This window comes from Actinoplanes sp. NPDC019969, from assembly GCF_055562375.1.
Genome location: NZ_JBVHFK010000009.1, coordinates 111,255 through 131,667 on the forward strand (window position 1 = coordinate 111,255; position 20,413 = coordinate 131,667).

General features: G+C 71.3%; 14 protein-coding genes. 2 read left to right on the forward strand and 12 right to left on the reverse strand.

Annotated features, from left to right (window positions below; translation table 11 throughout):
* Nucleotides 1-8 precede the first annotated feature (8 nt).
* Entirely contained in the window at nt 9-941 is a 933-nt protein-coding gene (locus tag ACZ3II_RS26175) for an ABC transporter substrate-binding protein (RefSeq protein WP_465520374.1), read from the reverse strand.
* 84 nt (nt 942-1,025) lie between these two features.
* Complete coding sequence (locus ACZ3II_RS26180) at nt 1,026-2,516, reverse strand: family 43 glycosylhydrolase (RefSeq protein ID WP_465520375.1); 1,491 nt, start codon at nt 2,514-2,516, stop codon at nt 1,026-1,028.
* A gap of 155 nt (nt 2,517-2,671) precedes the next feature.
* Here ACZ3II_RS26180 and ACZ3II_RS26185 point away from each other — a divergent pair, with 155 nt between their 5' ends.
* Nucleotides 2,672-4,117 (forward strand): family 43 glycosylhydrolase, encoded by a 1,446-nt coding sequence (locus tag ACZ3II_RS26185; protein ID WP_465520376.1) that lies wholly within the window; start codon nt 2,672-2,674, stop codon nt 4,115-4,117.
* Nucleotides 4,118-4,121: 4 nt separating this feature from the next.
* On the opposite strand, the gene ACZ3II_RS26190 is transcribed toward ACZ3II_RS26185, so the two are convergent.
* From ACZ3II_RS26190 to ACZ3II_RS26205, 4 genes are all read right to left on the reverse strand, one after another.
* Nucleotides 4,122-4,445 (reverse strand): hypothetical protein, encoded by a 324-nt coding sequence (locus ACZ3II_RS26190; RefSeq protein WP_465520377.1) that lies wholly within the window; start codon nt 4,443-4,445, stop codon nt 4,122-4,124.
* A gap of 7 nt (nt 4,446-4,452) precedes the next feature.
* Nucleotides 4,453-4,926, reverse strand: a complete 474-nt coding sequence (locus ACZ3II_RS26195) for a peroxiredoxin (protein WP_465520378.1) — start codon at nt 4,924-4,926, stop codon at nt 4,453-4,455.
* 64 nt (nt 4,927-4,990) lie between these two features.
* Complete coding sequence (locus tag ACZ3II_RS26200; protein WP_465520379.1) at nt 4,991-6,595, reverse strand: DUF8189 domain-containing protein; 1,605 nt, start codon at nt 6,593-6,595, stop codon at nt 4,991-4,993.
* 42 nt (nt 6,596-6,637) lie between these two features.
* Complete coding sequence (locus ACZ3II_RS26205) at nt 6,638-8,242, reverse strand: PLL family lectin (protein ID WP_465520380.1); 1,605 nt, start codon at nt 8,240-8,242, stop codon at nt 6,638-6,640.
* 195 nt (nt 8,243-8,437) lie between these two features.
* Between ACZ3II_RS26205 and ACZ3II_RS26210 the strand changes: the two genes are divergently transcribed.
* Nucleotides 8,438-9,433 carry a BTAD domain-containing putative transcriptional regulator gene (locus tag ACZ3II_RS26210; protein ID WP_465520381.1) on the forward strand — a complete coding sequence of 332 codons (996 nt, stop codon included), beginning with the start codon at nt 8,438-8,440 and terminating at the stop codon, nt 9,431-9,433.
* A 12-nt stretch (nt 9,434-9,445) separates the two neighbouring features.
* On the opposite strand, the gene ACZ3II_RS26215 is transcribed toward ACZ3II_RS26210, so the two are convergent.
* The 6 genes from ACZ3II_RS26215 to ACZ3II_RS26240 all read right to left on the reverse strand — a co-directional run bounded on the left by ACZ3II_RS26215 (nt 9,446) and on the right by ACZ3II_RS26240 (nt 20,269).
* On the reverse strand, nt 9,446-10,792 hold the full coding sequence (locus ACZ3II_RS26215) for a M1 family metallopeptidase (RefSeq protein ID WP_465520382.1): 1,347 nt from the start codon (nt 10,790-10,792) through the stop codon (nt 9,446-9,448).
* Nucleotides 10,789-14,688: a Pls/PosA family non-ribosomal peptide synthetase gene (locus ACZ3II_RS26220; protein ID WP_465520383.1), complete on the reverse strand. Its 3,900-nt coding sequence runs from the start codon at nt 14,686-14,688 to the stop codon at nt 10,789-10,791. The genes ACZ3II_RS26215 and ACZ3II_RS26220 overlap by 4 nt, the downstream gene beginning before the upstream one ends.
* Nucleotides 14,689-15,176: 488 nt before the next feature.
* Nucleotides 15,177-17,144 (reverse strand): right-handed parallel beta-helix repeat-containing protein, encoded by a 1,968-nt coding sequence (locus tag ACZ3II_RS26225; protein WP_465520384.1) that lies wholly within the window; start codon nt 17,142-17,144, stop codon nt 15,177-15,179.
* Between the two features lie 41 nt (nt 17,145-17,185).
* Nucleotides 17,186-18,013 carry a carbohydrate ABC transporter permease gene (locus ACZ3II_RS26230; protein ID WP_465520385.1) on the reverse strand — a complete coding sequence of 276 codons (828 nt, stop codon included), beginning with the start codon at nt 18,011-18,013 and terminating at the stop codon, nt 17,186-17,188.
* Nucleotides 18,003-18,971 carry a carbohydrate ABC transporter permease gene (locus ACZ3II_RS26235; protein ID WP_465520386.1) on the reverse strand — a complete coding sequence of 323 codons (969 nt, stop codon included), beginning with the start codon at nt 18,969-18,971 and terminating at the stop codon, nt 18,003-18,005. Before ACZ3II_RS26235 ends, ACZ3II_RS26230 begins: the two co-directional genes overlap by 11 nt.
* 8 nt (nt 18,972-18,979) lie before the next feature.
* Nucleotides 18,980-20,269 carry an ABC transporter substrate-binding protein gene (locus ACZ3II_RS26240; protein ID WP_465520387.1) on the reverse strand — a complete coding sequence of 430 codons (1,290 nt, stop codon included), beginning with the start codon at nt 20,267-20,269 and terminating at the stop codon, nt 18,980-18,982.
* Nucleotides 20,270-20,413 lie beyond the last annotated feature (144 nt).

Genomic DNA, 20,413 nt, shown 5'->3' on the forward strand with positions numbered 1-20,413 from the left:
GGTGACTGTCACTTCTTCGCGGCGAGGTACTTCTCGATGTCGTCGAGGACCTTCTGGGCGCCCTTCGGGCCGACACCGGAGATCCAGTACGTGGTGTCGACGAGGGTCACCGCCGGGAAGTCGGCCTTGTTGTCGCGGATCGCGGCCGGGATCGTGCTGGTGTCGCCGACGTCGGCGGTGGTGACGAAGACGTGGTCGGCCTTGGCCTTCGCGATGTTCTCCGGGGAGATGTCGGCCTGCAGCCCGTCCTTCCACTCCTGTTCCGGGATGGTGAAGCCGGCGCACTGCAGGGTGCTGCCGGCGAACGACACCGGGCCGTACAGGCTCAGCGTCGTCTCGTCCCGCGGCCGGACGAGCTGCGCGGTCCGGCCACCGACGGCGTACTTGTCCTTGATCGCCGTACACCGCGCCCGGTATTCGCCGAGCAGGCTCTTGACCTTGTCCTCGCGGTTCAGGGCCTTGCCGACGAGCAGGGCGTTGTCCTGCCAAGGGTCGGACTGGGACTTCATGAAGACGGTCGGGGCGACCGAGGCGAGCTGGTCGTAGAGCTTGGAGTGCCGGGACTCGGTGCCGAGGATCAGGTCGGGCTTGAGGGCGGCGATCGCCTCCAGGTCGGGCTCGGGCACGGTGCCGACCGGGGCGACGCCGTCGACGCCGAGGTACTTCGGCAGGCCGCTGGTGTTGCTGGCGACGGCCGCGCCGACCGGGGTGACGCCCGCGGCGACGGCGGTGTCGAGTTCGAGGGGCTCCAGGACGACCACGCGCTGCGGGTCGGCCGGAACCTGCGCGGTGCCGCGGGCGTGCTCGACGGCGTGGGTCGCGGCGCCGCCCGCCGTCGCCGTGGCCTTGTCGTCCCCGCTGGAGCATCCGGTCAGGGTGACGACGGCGACGAGGGCGGCGGCCGCGAAGGACCGGGCCCGCGACGAAACGGTGTAGCGCATGGTGGAGCGACCTTCCGATCAACTGTGGAGTGAGGGCAGCCTAACCTAACCACTCCACCGTTGATCTCCGGGCCTCACCCCGTCCTAGCCCAAGCGGAACGTCGCGTCGGCGCGGCCGGCGGCCGTGGTGATCGGGTCGATGCGGAGCACGTAGTCGCTGTGCCGGAGGTAGCGGTCCGGGAAGTTGTACGACTGGAACGACGACCATCCCGCGTCCGCCAGGCCCGCGACCTTCCGGAACGTGGCGTCCTGCCGGAACGTCGCCGACCCGGTGTTCGCCGCGAGGCGCAGCACGTAGTTGTCGTGCCGCAGGTAGTGGCCGGGGAAGTTCACCGACTCGAACGACACCGCAGCGCTGTCGGCCAGGCCCGGGACCACCCGGAACTGGGCATCGAGCGCCGGGGACACGTTCGCGTCGATGCGGGTGGCGTAGTTGCTGTGCCGTACGTACCGGTCCGGGAAGTTGTACGACTGGATCCGCTGGACCGTGACCGCGCCCGGGTTGCCGAGCTCACCGGACGGCCCGGCCAGGACCGTCGCGGTGGAGACCGGGACGCCCAGGTTCGGGGTGCCGTCCGGGTTCCAGGAGATCCGCTGGGCGCGGCTGGTCCGGGTGGTGCCGCAGCCCTGCGACGCGGCGTCGTTGGCGTGGTAGACGATCCAGTCCTCGGTCCCGTCCGGCGACGTGAAGAAGCTGTGGTGGGCCGGGCCGAACACGCCGTTGGCGTCACTGCGCTGGAACAGCGGGTTCGCCGTCTTGGTCCACGACGAGCGGCTCAGCGGGTTCGTGCCGGTGAGCTCGAGCGCCCCGATCTTGTAGTCCGGGGTGCCGCAGTAGCTGGCCGAGTACGTGAGGAACGTCCTGCCGTTGCGCTGCAGCACGAACGGCCCCTCGTTGACCGGGTTACCGACCCGTTCCCAGGCCAGGGTCGGTTCGGAGATCAGGGCGCCGAGCGCGGCCGGCGTCCACGGGTTGGTCAGCCGGGTGATGTAGAGGCTCTGCAGGCCGCCGTTCTCGAAGCCGAGGTTGTTGTTGAACGCCGAGTACACGAAGTAGTCGACGCCGCCGACGCTCATCACGCTGCCGTCGATCGACCAGCCGTTGTTCGGCATCAGGACCAGGGCGCCCTTGTACGTGTACGGGCCCATCGGATCGGTCCCGGCGCTCTCCAGGACGTGCTGGCGCTGGCCGCCGCAGCAGGCGGACGGGCCGGCCGAGTAGTACAGGTACCAGCGGCGGCCGTTCGGCCCGTTGAGCAGGTGCAGGCTCGGCGCCCACATGTTCGACACGGCGTTCGGCTGCGACATGGTGAACACGGTCGTCTCGGCCGCGGTCTTCAGCCCGGCGAGGGTGGCCGACTTGCGGATCAGAATCTTGCCGGTCCACGTCGTCGCCGCGTAGTAATAGCTGCCGTTGTGGTAGCCGAGCCACGGGTCGGCGCTGTTCGGGGCGCCGACGACCGGGTTCTGAAAGGTCGCGCCGGGCGCGGCGCCGGCCGGCGTGGGCACGGCCGCCAGGGACACGACGAGCGTGAGCACGGTCAGCACCGCGGTGACGAGACTTCGGGCGCGCATGCGCAGTCCTTCCGTTAACGCTCACAACAGTTTCCGGCATGCTACGAGGAATCGACTTTCGTAACAAGATTTCGCGGATGTTTCTTGACGAACGTCGAATCGACGTGCATGTTAACGATCACACATTCCCTTCCCCCGTCCTCAAGGAAGTCACGATGGGTCTCCCCGCTCGCCTCCGTCGCAAGGTCACCAGCGTGCTGGCCCTCGCGGTGGTGATGCTGGCCGGGTTCGCCGCGCCGGCGTCCGCCCAGTTCATCTCCGTGAAGAATCCGGTCGTCCAGCAGCGTGCCGACACCGCGATCTACAAGCACACCGACGGCTACTACTACATGACCGCCTCGGTGCCCGACTACAAGCGCGTCGAGCTGCGCCGGGCCACCACCCTCCAGGGCCTCGGCGCCGCCGCCACCTCCAACGCGTTCGTCGCCCCGTCCAGCGGCGCGCTCAGCGGCTGGATCTGGGCGCCGGACATCCAGTACATCGACGGCGCCTGGTACATGTACTTCTCCGCGTCGCCCAGCACCGCCGTCTTCGACCAGAGGCTCTACTGGATCCGCAACACCAGCGCGAACCCGATGACCGGCACCTGGAGCGCGCCGCAGCGGTTCAACACCGGCTGGGAGTCGTTCCAGCTGGACGCGGCAGTCTTCGTCAACAAGGGCGTCCGGTACTTCGCGTGGGCCCAGGACAGCCCGTCGACCAGCTTCAACAGCCACATGTACCTGGCGCGGATGAACGGCCCGACCGCCATCACCGGCACCGCCGTGGAGATCGCCCGGCCCACCGTCGCGTGGGAGAAGGAGGGCGTCGCCGGCGTGGTCGAGGGGCCGTCGCCGCTGGTCAAGAACGGCCGCGTCTACATCGCGTACTCGGCGTCGGCCACCGACTCCCGGTACAAGCTGGGCCTGCTGTCCTCCTGGGACACCGCCGACCTGCTCAACCCGGCGTCCTGGTACAAGCACCCGAACCCGGTGTTCCAGACCGCCAACGGCGTGTACGGCCCGGGCCACGGCAGCTTCACCGTCGCCGAGGACGGCGTCACCGACATGCTGGTGTACCACGCCCGCGACTACGCCACCCCGACGCCGGACGCCTTGCAGGACCCGAACCGGCACACCCGCGTCCAGCAGTTGCTCTGGCGGGAGAACGGCGACCCGTTCTTCGGCCAGCCGATTCCGAGCACCGTCACCAACCCGGGGATCCGGGGCCAGTACAGCAACCGGTGCGTCGACAACTACAACCGGGACACCACGCTCGGCGCCCTGGTCAAGCTGTACGACTGCAACGGCGGCACGGCCCAGCAGTTCGAGCTGAACTACCGGAACGGCGCCTACTACGAGATCCGCAACCGCAACACCGGCACCTGCCTGGCCAACCTGACCGGCACCACCGCGTCGAACGCCGACGTCGGCCTCTACACCTGCAACGGCTCCACCGGCCAGCAGTGGATCGTGCAGGACCGGGGCAGCGGCTGGATGTCGCTGCGCAACGTCGCCGGCAACAGCTGCCTGGACAACTTCGAGTGGAACACCGCGAACGGCGCCCGCCTGTCGCTGTACCCCTGCAACGGCCTCGGCGCCCAGCTCTGGCGCCTCGGCTGATCCGTCACTGAGCCGCCGTCAGGGACCTGGTGATCCGCCCGAGGATCAGCAGCCCGGCGGCGACGGCAACGGCGACGGCTCCCGCGATGACCGGGGAGCCGATCGCCATCGCCGAGCCGAACGCGCCGACGGCCAGGATCGACCCGAACGACCCGACCGAGAGCACCGATCCGAACGACGCCACCGAGGCGACCGAGAGCACGGAGCCGAACGACGCCACCGAGAGGATCGACCCGTAGGACCCGACCGACAGGATCGAATCCTTCGAGTTGATGCTCAGGATCGAGCCGCTGGACCGGTACGACAGGATGTTTCCCAGGCGAGGCATCCGTCGATCATGGACGATCCGCGGCGGCCTTCGCCACCTGCAGGGCCTGCGCGGCGTGCTGGTTCATGTCGAGCTCGCTGTGGATCACGTCGAGGATCTTGCGGTCGGCGCCGATCACGAACGTCATCCGCTTGGTGGTCAGCGGGCCGAGACCCAGCTTGCGCCTGACGCCGTACGCCGCGATGGTCGCCGAGTCCGGGTCGGACAGGAGCGGGTAGTCGAAGCCGTACGTCTCGGCGAATTCCTTCTGTTTGGCGACCGGGTCCTTGCTGATGCCGACCCGCTGCACGCCGGCCTCCCGGTACTCCGCCGCCAGGTCCCGGAAGTTGCAGGCCTCGGCGGTGCAGCCCCGGGTCATCGCCCCGGGGTAGAAGAAGAGGACGACGGGCCCGTCCGCGACCAGCTCGCTCAGCCGCCGCGGCGTGCCGTCCTGGTCGGGGTGCTCGAAGTCGGGCGCGATCTCACCTTTACCGATGCTCATCCGAGGGAGCGTACGGGGAAGGGCGCACCGGATCACCGGTGCGCCCCGTCACAGCTTCGGCAGGTCAGCTGAGCTGCCAGGTCCCGATGTTGCTCCAGGTGTCCCAGGTGCCGTTGGTCGCGCGCCAGGTGTGGGTGAGCCTGCCGTCGGCGCCGCGGCCGAACACCTCGGTGGTGTCCGTGTTCGCCTGGTAGACCGCCACCGGGTCGCTGGTGATCTTGGTGGTGCCGATCGTGTCCCAGGCGCCCCAGGTGCCGTTCGGGTTGCGCCAGGTGTGGATCAGCCGGTCGTCGTTGCCCTTGGCGAAGACCTCGGTGATCCCCAGGTGCTCCTGGTACACCGCGACCGGGTCGCCGTCGATCTCCCAGGCGCCGATCGCGTCCCACGCCGACCAGGTGCCGTCCGGGTTGCGCCAGGTGTGGATGAGTTCGCCCATGGTGCCGCGGACGAAGACCTCGGTGGTGCCGGTGTTGGGCTGGTAGACCGGCGACGGGTCGCTGGTGATGTGCCAGGCGCCGATGCCGCCCCAGTCCGACCAGGTGCCGTCCGGCTTGCGCCAGGTGTGGATGAGCCGGTGGTCGTTGCCCCGGGCGAAGACCTCGGTGCTGCCGGTGTTCGGCTGGTACACCGCGACCGGCGCGCCGTTGAGCTTCCAGGTGCCGATCACGCCCCACTCGGACCAGGTGCCGTCCGGCTTGCGCCAGGTGTGGATCAGCTCGTCGCCGCTGCCCCGGGCGAACACCTCGGTGGTCTTGGTGTTCGGCTGGTAGACGGCGACCGGGTCGCCCTTGATCTTCCAGGTGCCGATGTTGCCCCACACCGACCAGCCGTTGTCACCCTCCCAGACGTGCACCAGGCGGCCGTCGTTGCCGCGGGCGAACACCTCGACGGTCCTGGTGTTCGGCTGATACACCGGGACCGGGCTGCCGGCGATCTTCCAGGTGCCGATCGTGGACCACGCCGACCAGGTGCCGTTCGCCAGCCGGCGCGTGTTGGTCAGGCCGCCGTCGAGGCCGCGGCCGAACGCCTGGGTGACCGCCGTGTCGTCCTCGTAGACCGCGGCCGGCTGCGGGTGCGCCGCGTCCGGGGCGGGCGTCGCCGGGATGTCGGGCTCCGAGTAACCGATGATGTCGACGTCGGACAGGGCGAAGCTGCCCCGGCTGACGATGGAGTTGTACATGCCTCCGCCCCCCTGGTTGCCGCCGATCGTCTTGACCTCGCCGCCGCTGACGCCGGTCACGATGGCGACGTGGTCGATCGGGTGGGCGTCGCCGGAGTCGTGGTTCCAGTCGAAGACGATCGCGTCGCCGGCCTGCGGGGTGTATCCGCTGGCGCGGCTGTGGAACAGGCCGCGGTCCTCGCCGTACTTCTTGAAGGACTGTGCCCAGCCGTTGAGGCCCTTGATGTCGTCGACGCCGGCCCGGTCCCAGACCCAGCGGGCGAACTCGGCGCACCAGTTCATGCCGCAACTGTCGAAGTACTCCTGGCCGCCGCAGGCGTCGTTGCCGAGCTGGCCGGTGGCCTTGCTGACGATGGTCTCGCGGATCGTCGCGGCCACGGCAGGCGACGGGGCGAACGGGACGGTCAGGAGGGTGGCGACGGCGGTGCCGGCCAGCGCGGCCCACGCGGTGCGCCGGCGGGCCGAAATCGATGTGGGCGGATTACTCATGATCTTTCACCTCGCGAGAAGATGGGTGCGGGTTGATCGCTGTCAGCTCAGTCGCCAGGCGCCGATGGCGTCCCAGGCGTCCCAGGCGCCGTTGGCCGCGCGCCAGGTGTGGGCCAGCTCGCCGTCGGCGCCGCGGGCGAACACCTCGGTGGTCCTGGTGCTCGGCTGGTACACCGCGACCGGGTCGCTGGTGATCGTGGTGGCGCCGATCGTGTCCCAGGCGCCCCACGTGCCGTCCGGGTTGCGCCAGGTGTGGATCAGCCGGTCGTCGTTGCCCTTGGCGAACACCTCGGTGACGCCGAGGTGGGACTGGTACACCGCCGTCGGGTCACCGTCGATGTCCCAGGCGCCGATGGCGTCCCAGTCGCCCCAGGTGCCGTTCGGGTTGCGCCAGGTGTGCACCAGCTCGTCGCCGCTGCCCCGGGCGAACACCTCGGTGACCGTGGTGTTCGGCTGATACACCGCGACCGGGTCGCTGGTGATGTGCCACTCGCCGATGCCGCCCCAGTCCGACCAGGTGCCGTCCGGCTTGCGCCAGGTGTGGATCAGCCGGTTGTCGTTGCCCCGGGCGAAGACCTCGGTGCTGCCGGTGTTCGGCTGATGGACGGCGACCGGCGACCCGTTCAGCTTCCAGGTGCCGATGGCGCCCCAGTCCGACCAGGTGCCGCCGGCCTTGCGCCAGGTGTGGATCAGCTCGTCACCGCTGCCCCGGGCGAACACCTCGGTGGTCTTGGTGTTCGGCTGGTAGACGGCGACCGGGTCGCCCTTGATCTTCCAGGTGCCGATGTTGCCCCACACCGACCAGCCGGAGTCACCCTCCCAGACGTGCACGAGCCGGCCGTCGTTGCCGCGGGCGAACACCTCGACGGTCCTGGTGTTCGGCTGATACACCGGCACCGGGTTACCGGCGATCTTCCAGGTGCCGATCGTGGACCACGCCGACCAGGTGCCGTTCGCCAGCCGGCGCGTGTTGGTCAGGCCGCCGTCGAGGCCGCGGCCGAACGCCTGGGTGACCGCCGTGTCGTCCTCGTAGACCGCGGCCGGCTGCGAGTGCGTCACCGGCGCGGGCGGCTGCCAGACGGCGGCGGCGATGGCCACCCCGTCCGCCGTGTCCTCGTAGTAGGCCTCCGGCACCCCGGAGATCTGCACGGCCTGGCAGACCTTGCCGATCGGCTCGGTACGCCAGCCGCCGTCGAGGACCCGCAGCATCTTGTCCAGGAACCTGCCGGTGGCGTACTCCGGGTCCAGGATCTGCTCCACCGTGCCCCACCCCTGCGAGGGCCGCTGCTGGAAGAGGCCCACGCTGTCCCGGTCGCCGCCGGGCAGGTTCCGCAGCGTCGTCTCCACCACGACGGTGGTGATGGCGATCTCGGCGGCTCGCTGGTCCAGGCCGCGGGCCCGGACCGCGGCGGCGACGACCCGGGCGCAGGACACCCGGTAGGCGGTCATGTAGCCGCGCAGCCCGCCGGTGAGCCGGCTGTTGAGGTCCCGGGCGATCCGCGCGTCGGCGCTGGTGCTGCCGGCCGGGTCGCAGGCCCGGACGGTGTCGGCGGACGCGGGCGCGGCCGGCCCGGCGAGGGTGGGCGCGGCCACCCCGATCAGGGCCAGCACCAGGCCCGCCCGCAGTGCTCGATGACGTCGTCGCACGGCTCCCCCGTATCAATGTCCCGATAGGACTGTTGATCGATGTTCGTCGATTGATTTCCCCGTCTCACCGGGGCACAGGGGAAGCATGAGGGGTACCCCTTACGCGGTGCTTAGGGGTCACTGCCCGTACCCGGCCCGTACTACGGTCGGACGGTCCGCTACAGGGGGATCACACAGGTCACGGGGGACAGGACTGTGGACGACACCATCGGTCATCGGATTCGCACCGCACGACAGCGCCTGGGCCTGACCCAGCATCAGGCGGCCGCCCGGGCCGGCCTCGGCGTCGGCACGGTGCGCGACCTGGAACAGGGACGGAGCCGCCACCCGAAGGCGGTGTCCATCGCCGCGCTCGCCGAGGCCTTGCAACTCGACTCCGGGCAGCGCCGGCGGCTCGCCGGCTCGGCACGGCGGCCCCGCCCGGAGCCAGCCGTCCCGTCCGGCCGGGCCGGGATCGCGCTGCTCGGGCCGCTGCTGCTGACCCGGGCCGGCACCCCGGTCACGATGAAACCCGGCGGGCACCGGGTGGTGCTGGCCCGCCTGGCGCTCACCCCCGGCCAGCCGGTGAGCACCGGGGAGCTGATCCGGCTGATCTGGCCGGGCGAGCCACCGGCAAACGCCCTCAACGGGTTGCAGGCCCACGTCAGCCGCCTGCGCCGGCACCTCGGCGGGGACGGGCCGCCGACGGTGACGCTGACGCCGGGCGGCTACTGCCTGAACACCGGCGACGACCAGATCGACATCCTGGAGTTCCGGCGGCGGCTGGAACGGTGGCGGCGGACCCCGGCCCCGCCCGGCCTGGCGTTCGATCTGCTGCGCGGCGCCCTCGACCTGTGGCGCGGCGACCACGCCGTCCCGGACGTCCCGGAACTGGACGGGGATCCGCTGGTCACCGCCCTGGACGACGAGCTCGTCGAGGCCACCATCCGGCTGGCCCGGCTGGGCGAGTCGCTGCGCCGGCTGCCGGAGGTGCTGCCCCGGGTCCGGCGACTGGCCGCCCGGCACGTCTGGCACGAGGGCCTGCACGCCCGGCTCGTGGTCACCCTCGCCGGCACCGGACAGCAGGCGATGGCGCTGCTGGCGTTCGACGGGATCCGCCGGCGCCTCGCCGACGAGCTGGGCATCGACCCCGGCGCCGAACTGCGCGACGCCCAGCGGATCGTCCTCGGCCGCGCGCCGGCGTACGGGTGACGCCCGCCCCGGTCAGCGCACCACGGGCAGCGGCGGCAGGGCCGGGCGGTCCAGCCACGCGGTGAACAGGTCGTCCAGGGGCGCCGCCGAGAACCGGGCCGCGTGCTCACGGAACTGGGCCGTGGTCACGGTCCGGTGCCGGTGCTCGGCCACCCAGGAGCGCAGCAGCGCGAAGAACGCCTGTTCGCCGACCCGGGCGCGCAACGCGTGCAGGGCCAGCGCGCCGCGCTTGTAGACGACGGTGTCGAACATGCGGTCCACGCCGGGGTCGGCGACGGCGAGGGTGGCCGGCTGCACCGCGACCCAGGCGTGCCACTGGGCGGCGTGGGCGTTCGTGGACGGGCCGCCGGAGGCTCCGGACCACAACCATTCGGCGTACGTGGCGAAGCCCTCGTTGAGCCAGATGTGCCGCCAGTCGGCGACCGTGAGGCTGTTGCCGAACCACTGGTGGGCGAGTTCGTGCACGACGAGCCGTTCGTGGGTGCGCCGCCCGTCGACATGATTGCGCCCGAAGACGGCCATGCCCTGCGCCTCGACCGGGTCGTCCAGCTCGTCGGCGGTCACTACGACCACGTACTCCCGGAACGGGTACGGCCCGAACAGCCGCGTCAGGACCGCCATGATCTCGCCCTGCCGGCCGAAGTCACGGTCCACGGCGGTCCGGGCCCGCGGGGTGATCGCGGCCCGCTGGACGACCGGCCCGGCGGCCAGCTCGACCAGGTCGTACCGCCCGATCTGGACGCTCATCAGGTACGGCGCGGTCGGCTCCTCGCGTTCGTACACCCAGGTGGTGCTGCCGGCCGCCCGCCGCCGGGACACCAGGTCGCCGGTGACCAGCACGGTGTACGCCGACGCGGCGGTGAACGTGACCAGGAAAGTGGCCTTGTCGCCGGGCCGGTCGTTGCACGGGAACCAGGACGGCGCCCCGTTCGGCTGGCTCGCCACCAGCACCCCGTCGGACAGATGGTCCCAGCCGATGTCACCCCACCGGCCGGAGACGGGACCGGGCTTGCCCGCGTACCGGATCTCGGCCTTGAAGGTCGCGCCGTAACCGATCGGCCGGTCCGGTTTGACGCGCAGTTTCCCCGGCCGGTGGTCGAACTTGGCGGGCCGGCCGTCGACGCGCACCTCCTGCACCCGCAGCCGGGACGCCAGGTCCAGGGTGAACCGGGACAGCGGCTGCCCGGCCCGGGCGGTGACGACGGCCCGGCCGGTCAGCCGGTTCGACACCACCCGGTAGTCCAGGTTCAGGTCGTAGTGCAGCACCCGGTAGCCGCCGTTGCCGTGCTCCGGGAGGTACGGGTCGGTCGAACGGTCGGCGCCCGGCGAGGCGGCGACCGGCCCGGCCGGTGGGGTCATGCCCGGCGTGCGGCCGTCGCCGGCCAGGTCGCGATCGGGTTGCCGAGCCAGCGGGAGTCCTCGGGCACCGCGTCGCCGCGGGTGACCAGCGAGCCGGGGCCCACGGTGGTGCGGGCGCCGATGCGGGCGCCGGGCAGCACGATGCCGTGCGGGCCGAGGGTGGCGCCCGCGCCCAGGGTGACAGCATCCATGCTCATGATCCGATCATGGAACAGGTGGGTCTGCACCACGCACCCCCTGTTCACGGTCGCGCCCTCGCCGAGCCGGACCAGATCGTACTCGGGCAGCCACAGGGTCTCCAGCCACACTCCCCGGCCGATCTTGGCGCCGAGGGTCCGCATCCAGAGGGTGAGCAGCGGGGTGCCGGTGGCGAACCGGAGCAGCCACGGCGCGGCGAGCACCTCGACGAACGTGTCGGCCAGCTCGTTGCGCCAGACGAACGACGTCCACAGCGCCCGTTCGGTGACCCGGAACCTGCCCACCAGCAGCCATTTCGCGGCGGTCGCGGTGAGCCCGGCGACGATCGCGGCGGCCAGCAGCACCGGGCCGGCGGCCAGCGCGGCGGCCGGCAGCCCGTACGTCTGCCAGATCGTGGCGAGAGCCCCGAGGACCGTGACGGCGAGGGCGCCGGCGGCGACCACCGGGACGATCCGGCACAGTTCGATCAGCGCCCGGGCGACCTTGAGCCGCAGCGGCGGGTCGAAGGTGCGGCTGGCGTCGGCGGCCTCGACTGTCCGGCGCAGCGGCATCGGCGGCGCGCCCAGCCAGGACGAGCCCTTCTTCGCCTTGCGCGGCGCCGACGACAGCACTCCGACCAGCCCGCGCTTGGGCACCGACCGGCCCGGCGCGGCCATCCCGGAGTTGCCGAGGAACGCCTGCTTGCCGATCCGGGCCGGAGCCACCCGCAGCCAGCCGTGGCTCAGCTCGTACGTGGCGACCATGGTGTCGTCGGCCAGGAACGCCCCGTCGTCGACAGTCGTCATCGCCGGGACGGCGAGCACCGTGGACATCTCCACCCGGCGGCCCACCTTGGCGCCGAGCAGCCGCAGCCACACCGGCGTGAACAGGCTCGAATAGATCGGGAACAGCGCGACCCGGGCCATCCCCATCAGGTGCTCGGTGGTCCACACCTGCCACGCCACCCGGCCGCGGACCGGGTGGAAGCCCTCCTTCAGGCCGATGCTGAGCAGCCGGACCGCGACGAGCACGATCAGGGCGTAGGTCAGCAGGTAGCCGGCCGACGCGGCGGGGACGGCGGCCGCCATCCGGCCGGCGTCGCCCCACGCCCAGCCGAGCAGGGCCAGCGCGGGCAGCGCCGCCACCGCCGGGAGCAGGCCGAGCAGCTGCGCGGTGACGCTGTAGACGGCCACCCAGGAGCGGCCCCGGGCCGGGCGCTGCTGCGGCCAGGCCGTCGCGCCCTTGTCCGGCATCGGGACCGCGGGTGAGCCGGCCCAGCGCCGGCCCGCCGGGACCGCCCCGGTGACCGTCGACCCGGCGGCGATCTTCGCGTTCTTGCCGATCCGGGCGCCCGGCATCAGGGTGCTGCGGGCGCCGACCCGGCCGCCCGCGCCGACCCGGACCATGCCGATCCGGACCACGTCACCGTCGACCCAGTGGCCGGACAGGTCGACCTCCGGCTCGATCGCCGCGCCGCGGCCCAGTTTCAGCAACCCGGTGACCGGCGGCGCGGAGTGCAGGTCGACGTCCTGGCCGAGCCGGGCGCCGAGCGCCTTCGCGTAGGTGATCATCCAGCCGGCGCCGGCGACACCGGTCGCGCCGGTCAGCTCGGCGAACCGTTCCGCGGCCCACAGCCGCACGTGGACGCTGCCGCCGCGCGGGTACTCGCCGGGGCCGACGCCGCGCAGCAGCAGCCGGGCCGCGCCGGCCGCCATGCCGATCCGGCCGGGCGGGCTGAACAGCAGCAGCCAGGCCGCCCCGATCCCCCACCAGGACACGCCCGGGGCGATCCCGGTGACCTTGCCGAGCGCGGCGACGATGGTCAGCCAGCGCAGCCCGACCAGCGCCAGCATCGGCAGCATCAGCAGCGCCTGGACGAACCCCGTACGCCGGGGGGTGGGCTTGATCTCGCGGCGGACCGCGGCCTCGGTGCCGAGTGAGTCGAGGACCGCCGCCATCGCGGACAGCCGCGGGTTCTGGTAGACGTCGGCGACCGACACCCGCGGCTGGGCCTGCCGGATCCAGGCGACCAGCTGGGCGGCGTTCAGGCTGCTGCCGCCGCTGCTGAAGAAGTCGGCGGCGGCCTCGGCCGGGCGGACCCCGAGGATCTCCTCCCAGCCGCCGGCCAGCCATTCCTCGGTGGCGGTCAGCGCGGCGGCGTCCGCGGCGCCGGTGACGGCGAGCGGCCACGGCAGGGCGGCGCGGTCCACCTTCCCGGACGTACGGGTCGGCAGGTCCTCGATCACCGCCAGCAGCGGCACCAGCGCGGCCGGGAGCTGCTCCCGGATCCGTTCGGTGGCGGCGGCGAGGTCGAACCCGTCCCGGGTCACCAGGTAACCGACCAGGAGCTGGTTGCCGCCGGCGGTCCGCTTCACGGCGGCGGCCGCGCCGGCCACGTACGGCAGCGCCTGCAACGCGGCGTCCACCTCACCCAGCTCGATCCGGCGGCCGCCGAGTTTCACCTGCTCGTCGCCGCGCCCGAGGAACAGCAGGCCCTCCGGCTCGGCGCGGACGATGTCGCCGCTGCGGTACGCCCGGGACCAGTCGAGGGCGGGCAGCGGCGCGAACTTCTCGGCGTCCTTGGCGGCGTCCAGGTACCGTGCCAGGCCCACGCCGCCGATCACCAGCTCGCCGGTCTCCCCCATCGCCACCGGAACCCCGGACGGGTCGACGACGGCGAGTTCCCAGCCGGCCAGCGGCAGCCCGATCCGGACCGGCCCCTCCCCCGTCATCCGGGCCGCGCAGGCCACCACCGTCGCCTCGGTCGGCCCGTACGTGTTCCACAGCTCGCGCCCCTCGACGGCGAGCCGCTCCGCCAGCTCCGGCGGGCACGCCTCCCCGCCGAAGATCAGCAGCCGGACGTCCTCGAGCGCGCCGACCGGCCACAACGCGGCCAGCGTCGGAACCGTGGAGACGACGGTGATGCGCTGCCCCGCCAGCCACGGACCCAGGTCGACGCCGCTGCGCACCAGCGACCGGGCGGCCGGCACCAGGCAGGCGCCGTGCCGCCAGGCCAGCCACATCTCCTCGCAGGACGCGTCGAACGCCACCGACAGCCCGGCCAGCACGCGGTCGGACTCCCCGAGCGGCTCGGTGTCCTCGTCGGCGAGGAACAGCTGCGCCTCGGCGTCGACGAACGCGGCGGCGGCGCCGTGCGGCACCGCGACCCCCTTCGGGGTGCCGGTGGAGCCGGAGGTGAAGATGATCCAGGCGTCGTCGCCGGGTTGCGGCCGGACGGTCCTTCCTTGCGGGGTACGCCGTACCGACACGTCCAGCCCGTCGCCCAGCACCGCGCACACGCCCGCCTCGGCGAACACCAGCTCGGCCCGTTCGTCCGGGTCGTCCGCGTCCACCGGCACGTACGCCGCCCCGGCCGCCAGGACCCCGAGGATCGCCAGGTAGAGGTCCGCCGTACCCGAGGAGATCCGGATGCCGACCCGGTCCCCCACGCCGATCCCGTGCCCGTGCAGCACCGCCCGCAGCGCCGCGACCTCGGCCGCCAGCTCCCGGTAGGTCAGCGTCCGCCCGTCGGTGTCGATGGCCCGCGCCCCCGGATGCGCCTCCACCGTCGCGTCGAGGATGTCGACGAGCGTGCGCCGCACCGGCACCGACCGGGTCCGGAACACCGCCGGCGTCTCCGCCGTCCCCGCCGCCTCCAGGTCCGGCAGCAGGTCGATGTCGGGTAGTTCGATCAGTCGCAGGTCCGTCGTCACAGTCACCGAGCGCGCTCCACTTCTCCGGTCCGATGTCAGCCGGGCGCACGCCGCTGAGCCGTCCGGGACGGCTATCGAACCTACGGCCGCTAAATGAACGATGACGGCTTAATGTCCCCTACGTGTCCACTGACACACTCCCGACCACCCGCACACCCGACCCCACAATGGGCGTACGGCCGGTCCCCCGTCCTCTGATCAGCCGATTTCCCACCCCGGCCGGCTCTGCAACCGATCCGCGCTCTCTCTTCGCCCCCGCTTCGCGCGCTGACCCACAGCTGCGCCGGGCCCGGCCGGGCGGTGGATCTTGTGCGGCGGGTTCTCACGGCTGTCTCGACGGGCGGGAGACAGCCGTGAGAACCAGCCGGATGGTAGGCAGCGGACCGAGCGGACGGCGGGGTCAGCGGATGCCCTCGGCGCGGAGCAGGGTGGCGAGCTGCCGCGCGTGTGGAGTTCGGGCGCGCATAGCGGCCGAACTCCACACGCGGGAGGGGTCACCAGAGGCGGGTGCGGCGGGTGCCGGCGGTGAGGCCGGCCAGCGGGCCCGCCGGATATGTCCGCTCCGGGTCCTTGGCGGCGCCGGTCACGTCGGTGGCGATCACCGCGGGGCTGCCGTCCCGCTCCTCGAACTCGGCGTCGGCGAACCGCACCCGCTCCAGGTCCCGGCCGGCGACCGGGGCCGCGTCGGCGGCGTACAGGCCGTCCGGCAGGTCGGTGACCAGGTACACCTCGTCGCCGTCGGTGACGACGGTGGCGGAGCCGCCGTCCAGGAGCACCGGGCCGTCCTCGCCGGCGAACGGGCGGGCCCCGGCGGCGTAGACGTTGCGCCGGGCGTACACCGCCTGCTTGACGTTGAGGAACCGCTGGTGGTCGCCGGGCGGCTGCTCGTCGATGCGCTGCAGGTACTCGGCGAACGACGCCGGGTACCCGTCGTAACCGGCGGTGCCCGCGTACGCCGGGGACTGCCCTTCGGGTTTGGCCCCGTACGCCGCCGCCGGGTCCCCGCCGACGAACAGGTTGCCGATCCACCGGTCGTCACCGCCGACGATGAACGCGTACCCGGCGACCTGGGTGCTGTGCGGCAGGTGGTACGGCGTCGCCCGGTCCATCACCGGCTCCAGCCACACCGTGCCGAGGACCAGGTTGTTGACGAACGCCCCGCCCTGGCTCCACAGCTCGATCGCCGCCGGCGAGGCGAGGACGTTGTGGTCGACGAGGAACGGGCCGTGGCTGACCTCGATGAACAGGTCCCGGTTGTTGTCGTGGTAGACGTTGCGGGAGACCCGGGTGCCCTGGGTCTGCCAGTCCAGCCAGGTGCCGAGCGAGCAGTCGTGGATGCGGTTGTGCCGGATCTCCACGTCGATCGCCGCGTGCAGCTTGATGCCGCCGATCTCGTACCCGTAGAACTCCCGCTTGATCGCGATGTGATGGATGTGGTTGTCCTCGATGGTGGAGAACACGCAGCCCAGGTGCCCGACGATGCCGTTCTGCCCGCAGTCGTGGATGTGGTTGCGGCGGATGATGTGCGAGCCGATGTGCTCGCGGTCCCAGCCGATCTGCCGGGCCGCGAAGACCGACTCCAGCTGGTACTGGTAGCCGGGCTTGTCGCCGCGCTCGGTGGCGTAGTGGTGACCGGTCGACGCCTCCTTGCCGATCGCGATGGCCGAGCACTTCGCGTCGTGGATGTGGTTGTCCTCGATGATCCAGCCCTTGGCCCAGTGGGGGCCGATCAGGCCGGGCTGGTCGGCGGTCGGCGGCGTCCACGGGGTGGCCGCCTGGGCCAGCTCGAAACCGCGCACCGTGATGTAGTTCAGGTGCGGGACGAGCGGATAGAAGACCGAGCGGCGTACGTTGACCTCGGTCAGTTCCACGTTCGGGTCGGCGCCCTGGAAGTTGGCCCAGATCGTGGTCGTCTCCGCCGCCACCTCGGCGTACCAGACGAGCAGCGTCCGCTCCGGGTCGCGGACCCGGTCGGTGGCGCCGGTCCACGCGTCCAGGGCCTCGGTGCGCTTCTCCGGCTCGGACACCTCGGCGCGGGAGCCGGCCTCGTAGAAGCTGACGCCGTTGAGGTAGACGTCGCCGAGGTGCCTGCGGGGCGCGCCCTCGGCGTAGACGATCCAGTCGCCGGCGATCTCCTCGGCGAACGGGTTGAAGTCGCCGAACAGCGCGTTCGGCACGATCGCCTTCCACACGGTCCCGCCGTCGGGCTCCCAGCCGGTGATCCGCTCGGAGCCCTTGATGACGACGTGCTCGCCCTCGGCGGCCTGGTAGGTGATGCGGCGGCTGTCGCTGAGACCGCCGCGCCGGGGTGTCACCCACTCCCGGTACTCTCCGGCGTGCACCACCACGGTGTCCCCGGGCCGGGCCAGCGCCGCCGCCCGGTTGATGGTCCGCAACGGCCGCTCGGCCGAGCCGTCCGCGTCGTCGGATCCGGTGGTCGCCACGTGCAGCTGGGATGTCATGTCTGGGTGCCCTTTCTGTGGGTCGCGTGCTTCCATGAGGCTCATCCTTTGACCGCGCCGGTCAGGCCGCCCACGATGCGGCGTTCGAACAGGCTGAAGAACACCAGCGCCGGGATCATCGACAGTGAAGTGAACGCCAGCACCTTCGCGGTGTCCACCGAGTACTGCGACGTGAACGCCTGCACGCCCAGCGGCAGGGTGAAACTGTCCTGGTCGTTGAGGATGAACAGGGGCAGCAGGTAGCTGTTCCAGCTGTTGATGAACGCCAGGATGCCGGTGGTGATCAGGCCGGGCACCGACAGCGGCAGCACCATCCGCCAGAAGAACCCGAGCCGGCTGCACCGGTCGATCGCCGCCGCCTCCTCGATCTCCCGCGGGATCGCCCGCAGGAACGGCACCAGGATGATGATCGTGGTGGGCAGCCCGAACGCGATCTGCGGAAGGATGACACCGGGCAGGGTGTTCACCAGGCCCAGGTTCTTGATCAGGATGTAGAGCGGGGTGATGGCGACCGTCATCGGGAACATCAGCCCGGCGGCGAACAGCGCGTACAGCGCGCCGCGCCCCCGGAACCGGTAGCGGGCCAGCACGTAACTGGCCATCACGCCGAGCACCACGACGCCGGCGGTGGTCACCCCGGCCGCGATCGTCGAGTTGCCGGCCTGCCGCCAGAACACGTCGCTGGCCAGCACATCGGTGTAGTTGCCGAACTGCCACGGGTCGGGCAGGCCGGCGGGATCGATGGTGATCTGCGAGTTGGTCCGGAAACCGCCGATGATGATGTAGAGGACCGGCCCGAGCATGACGCCGATCAGCGCCAGGGCGGCGGCGTAGACGGCGGGATTGCCCCGCCGGGATTCACTGGCCATCCTGAGTGTCCCTGCGCAGCACGAAGCGCTGGTAGATCAGCGCGATGAACATGGAGATGCTGAAGAGCACGACCGCCACGGCGCTGCCGTACCCGTAGTTGCCCGCGTTGCGGCCCTCGGCGACCATGTACGTCACCATGGTCGAGGTGCCGGCGGTCGACGCGACGTACTGGCCCCAGATGATGTAGACCAGGTCGAACAACTGCAGCGCGCCGATGATCGACAGGAAGCCCCAGATCCGGATGGTGGGGGCGAGCAGCGGCAGGGTGATCCGCCACTGGGTCTGCCAGTACGACGCGCCGTCGATCGCAGCGGCCTCGGACAGCTCTTCCGGGATGTTCTGCATCCCGGCCAGGAACAGGATCACCGCGAACCCGACGTACTTCCAGGTCAGGATCCCCATCAGGGTCCACAGGGACAGGTCCGGATCGGCCAGCCAGTCCGCGGCGAGCCCGCCCAGGCCGACGGACCGCAGGATGCCGTTGACCGCGCCGCCGGCCTGCAGCAGCAGGGCGAAGGCCGTTCCCACGATGACTTCGGCGATCACGTACGGGACGAAGATCAGCACCCGGATGATCGACTGCCCGCGCATCCGCCGGTTCAGCAGCAACGCCAGACCGAGTGCGATCGGGCCCTGCAACGCCAGCGACAGCACGACGATCTGGGCGTTGTGCCACAGCGCGTCGTGGAACAGCTTGTCCTGGAAGATCGTGACGTAGTTGTCGAACCCGACGAAGTTCGTCGGCGGCCCGAACCCCTTCCACCGGTAGAAGCCGTAGTAGGCGGCCATCGCGACCGGGGCGATCACGAAGCCGAGGAACATCAGGACCGCCGGGCCGGACAGCGCCGCGATCTCCAGCCGCTGTGCCCAGCCGATGCCGCGCCGGCGGCGCCGGGCCGGCGATGGCGCGGTGACGCCACCCCCGGCCCGGACACGCGTGCCCGGTGTCACTGCCACCAAGCCCCTCAGCCCTTCTTGGCGGCGTCGTTGACGGCCTGGATGATCCCGGCGACGTCGCCCTTGCCGGCGAGCAGGTTCACCACGCCGACGTTCAGGGCGTTGCCGACGTTCTGGCCGTACAGGGTGTCCAGCCACTGCGACACGTACGGCGCCTTGTTGTACGCGTCGAGCACCGCCTTCAGGTACTCCTCGGTGACCGCGCCCTGGGCGTCCTTGTTGACCGGCGGCGCGTTGAAGGCCTTGTAGTAGCCCTCCTGCACGTCCTTGGTGAGGATGTAGTTCAGGAAGTCGGAGCACTCCTTCGGCGCGTCGGCCGCGCAGGAGTAACCGTCCGCGCCACCCATCACCGCGGCCGGGTCGCCCTGCCCGCCGGGCACCGACGGGAACGGGAACCAGCCCAGGTCGGGCAGCGGTTTGGTGTCCTTGGTCAGGGACGCGATCACGCCCGGGTTCCAGGCGCCCATCAGCTCCATGCTCGCCTTGTGGTTGGCGATCAGGCCGGCCGAGCTGCCCGCGCCCTGCTGCGCCGAGGTGGTCAGGAAGCCCTCCTGGAACGGCTTCGTGTCGGCGAAGGCCTTCAGGTTCTCCCCCGCCGTGGTCCAGCAGGGGTCGCTGAAGTTCTTGTCCTTGGCGGTCGCGTCCAGGGTGGCCGGGCTGCAGGCGCGCAGGGCGAAGAAGTAGTACCAGTGGGCGGCGGGCCAGGCGTCCTTGGCGCCCAGCGCGACCGGCGAGCCGGCCGCCTTGAGCTTGGTGACCGCCTGGTTGAGGTCGTCCAGGCTGGCCGGTGTGGAGGTGACGCCGGCCTTGGTGAACAGGTCCTTGCTGTACCAGAGACCGCCCGGGAGGATCGCGACCGGCACCGCGTACGCCTTGCCGTCGACCTGCCCGGTCTTGAGCGCCGCCTCGCCGACCGCCTGCTTGGTCTCGGCGCTGATGTCGCCGGTGATGTCCTTGAGCTGGCCGGCCTCGACCATCGCGGCCATCTTGCCGCCGCCGCGCTGCAGGAAGATGTCGGGCGCGGAACCGGAGTTCAGCGCGGTCTGCAGCTTGCCGTCGAGGTCCTCGTTCTGCAGCTGCTGGATCTTGATCTTGACGTTCGGGTGGGCGGTCTGGAAGTCGGCCACCGTCTTCTCCCAGAACGCCTTGCCCGGCCCGGTCGTGGCGTTGTGCCAGAAGTCCATCGTGACGTCGCCGCCGGCCTCGGCGCCGCCGTCGTCCCCGCCGGAGCAGGCGACCAGACCCAGGGCGGTCAGCGCCGCCACCACGGCCACCGCAAGGTGCCTCTTCGGTGCCATATAAGCCCACCTCTTCGTACCGAAAGTTTCGGAATGTTTCAGAAAGATGGCGCTCAAACTATGAAGAGGCGAACTACGGTGTCAAGATGTCACGCAGGACGAAAATAAGCGTGATGTGCGGCGAGGAGGTGCCGAAACAATCGG

What these genes read in the sequence shown, in the direction of transcription:
- ACZ3II_RS26175 (WP_465520374.1), bottom strand. Translation starts at nt 941, where the DNA reads ATGCGCTACACCGTTTCGTCGCGGGCCCGGTCCTTCGCGGCCGCCGCC.
- ACZ3II_RS26180 (WP_465520375.1), bottom strand. Translation starts at nt 2,516, where the DNA reads ATGCGCGCCCGAAGTCTCGTCACCGCGGTGCTGACCGTGCTCACGCTC.
- ACZ3II_RS26185 (WP_465520376.1), top strand. Translation starts at nt 2,672, where the DNA reads ATGGGTCTCCCCGCTCGCCTCCGTCGCAAGGTCACCAGCGTGCTGGCC.
- ACZ3II_RS26190 (WP_465520377.1), bottom strand. Translation starts at nt 4,445, where the DNA reads ATGCCTCGCCTGGGAAACATCCTGTCGTACCGGTCCAGCGGCTCGATC.
- ACZ3II_RS26195 (WP_465520378.1), bottom strand. Translation starts at nt 4,926, where the DNA reads ATGAGCATCGGTAAAGGTGAGATCGCGCCCGACTTCGAGCACCCCGAC.
- ACZ3II_RS26200 (WP_465520379.1), bottom strand. Translation starts at nt 6,595, where the DNA reads ATGAGTAATCCGCCCACATCGATTTCGGCCCGCCGGCGCACCGCGTGG.
- ACZ3II_RS26215 (WP_465520382.1), bottom strand. Translation starts at nt 10,792, where the DNA reads ATGACCCCACCGGCCGGGCCGGTCGCCGCCTCGCCGGGCGCCGACCGT.
- ACZ3II_RS26225 (WP_465520384.1), bottom strand. Translation starts at nt 17,144, where the DNA reads ATGACATCCCAGCTGCACGTGGCGACCACCGGATCCGACGACGCGGAC.
- ACZ3II_RS26230 (WP_465520385.1), bottom strand. Translation starts at nt 18,013, where the DNA reads ATGGCCAGTGAATCCCGGCGGGGCAATCCCGCCGTCTACGCCGCCGCC.
- ACZ3II_RS26240 (WP_465520387.1), bottom strand. Translation starts at nt 20,269, where the DNA reads ATGGCACCGAAGAGGCACCTTGCGGTGGCCGTGGTGGCGGCGCTGACC.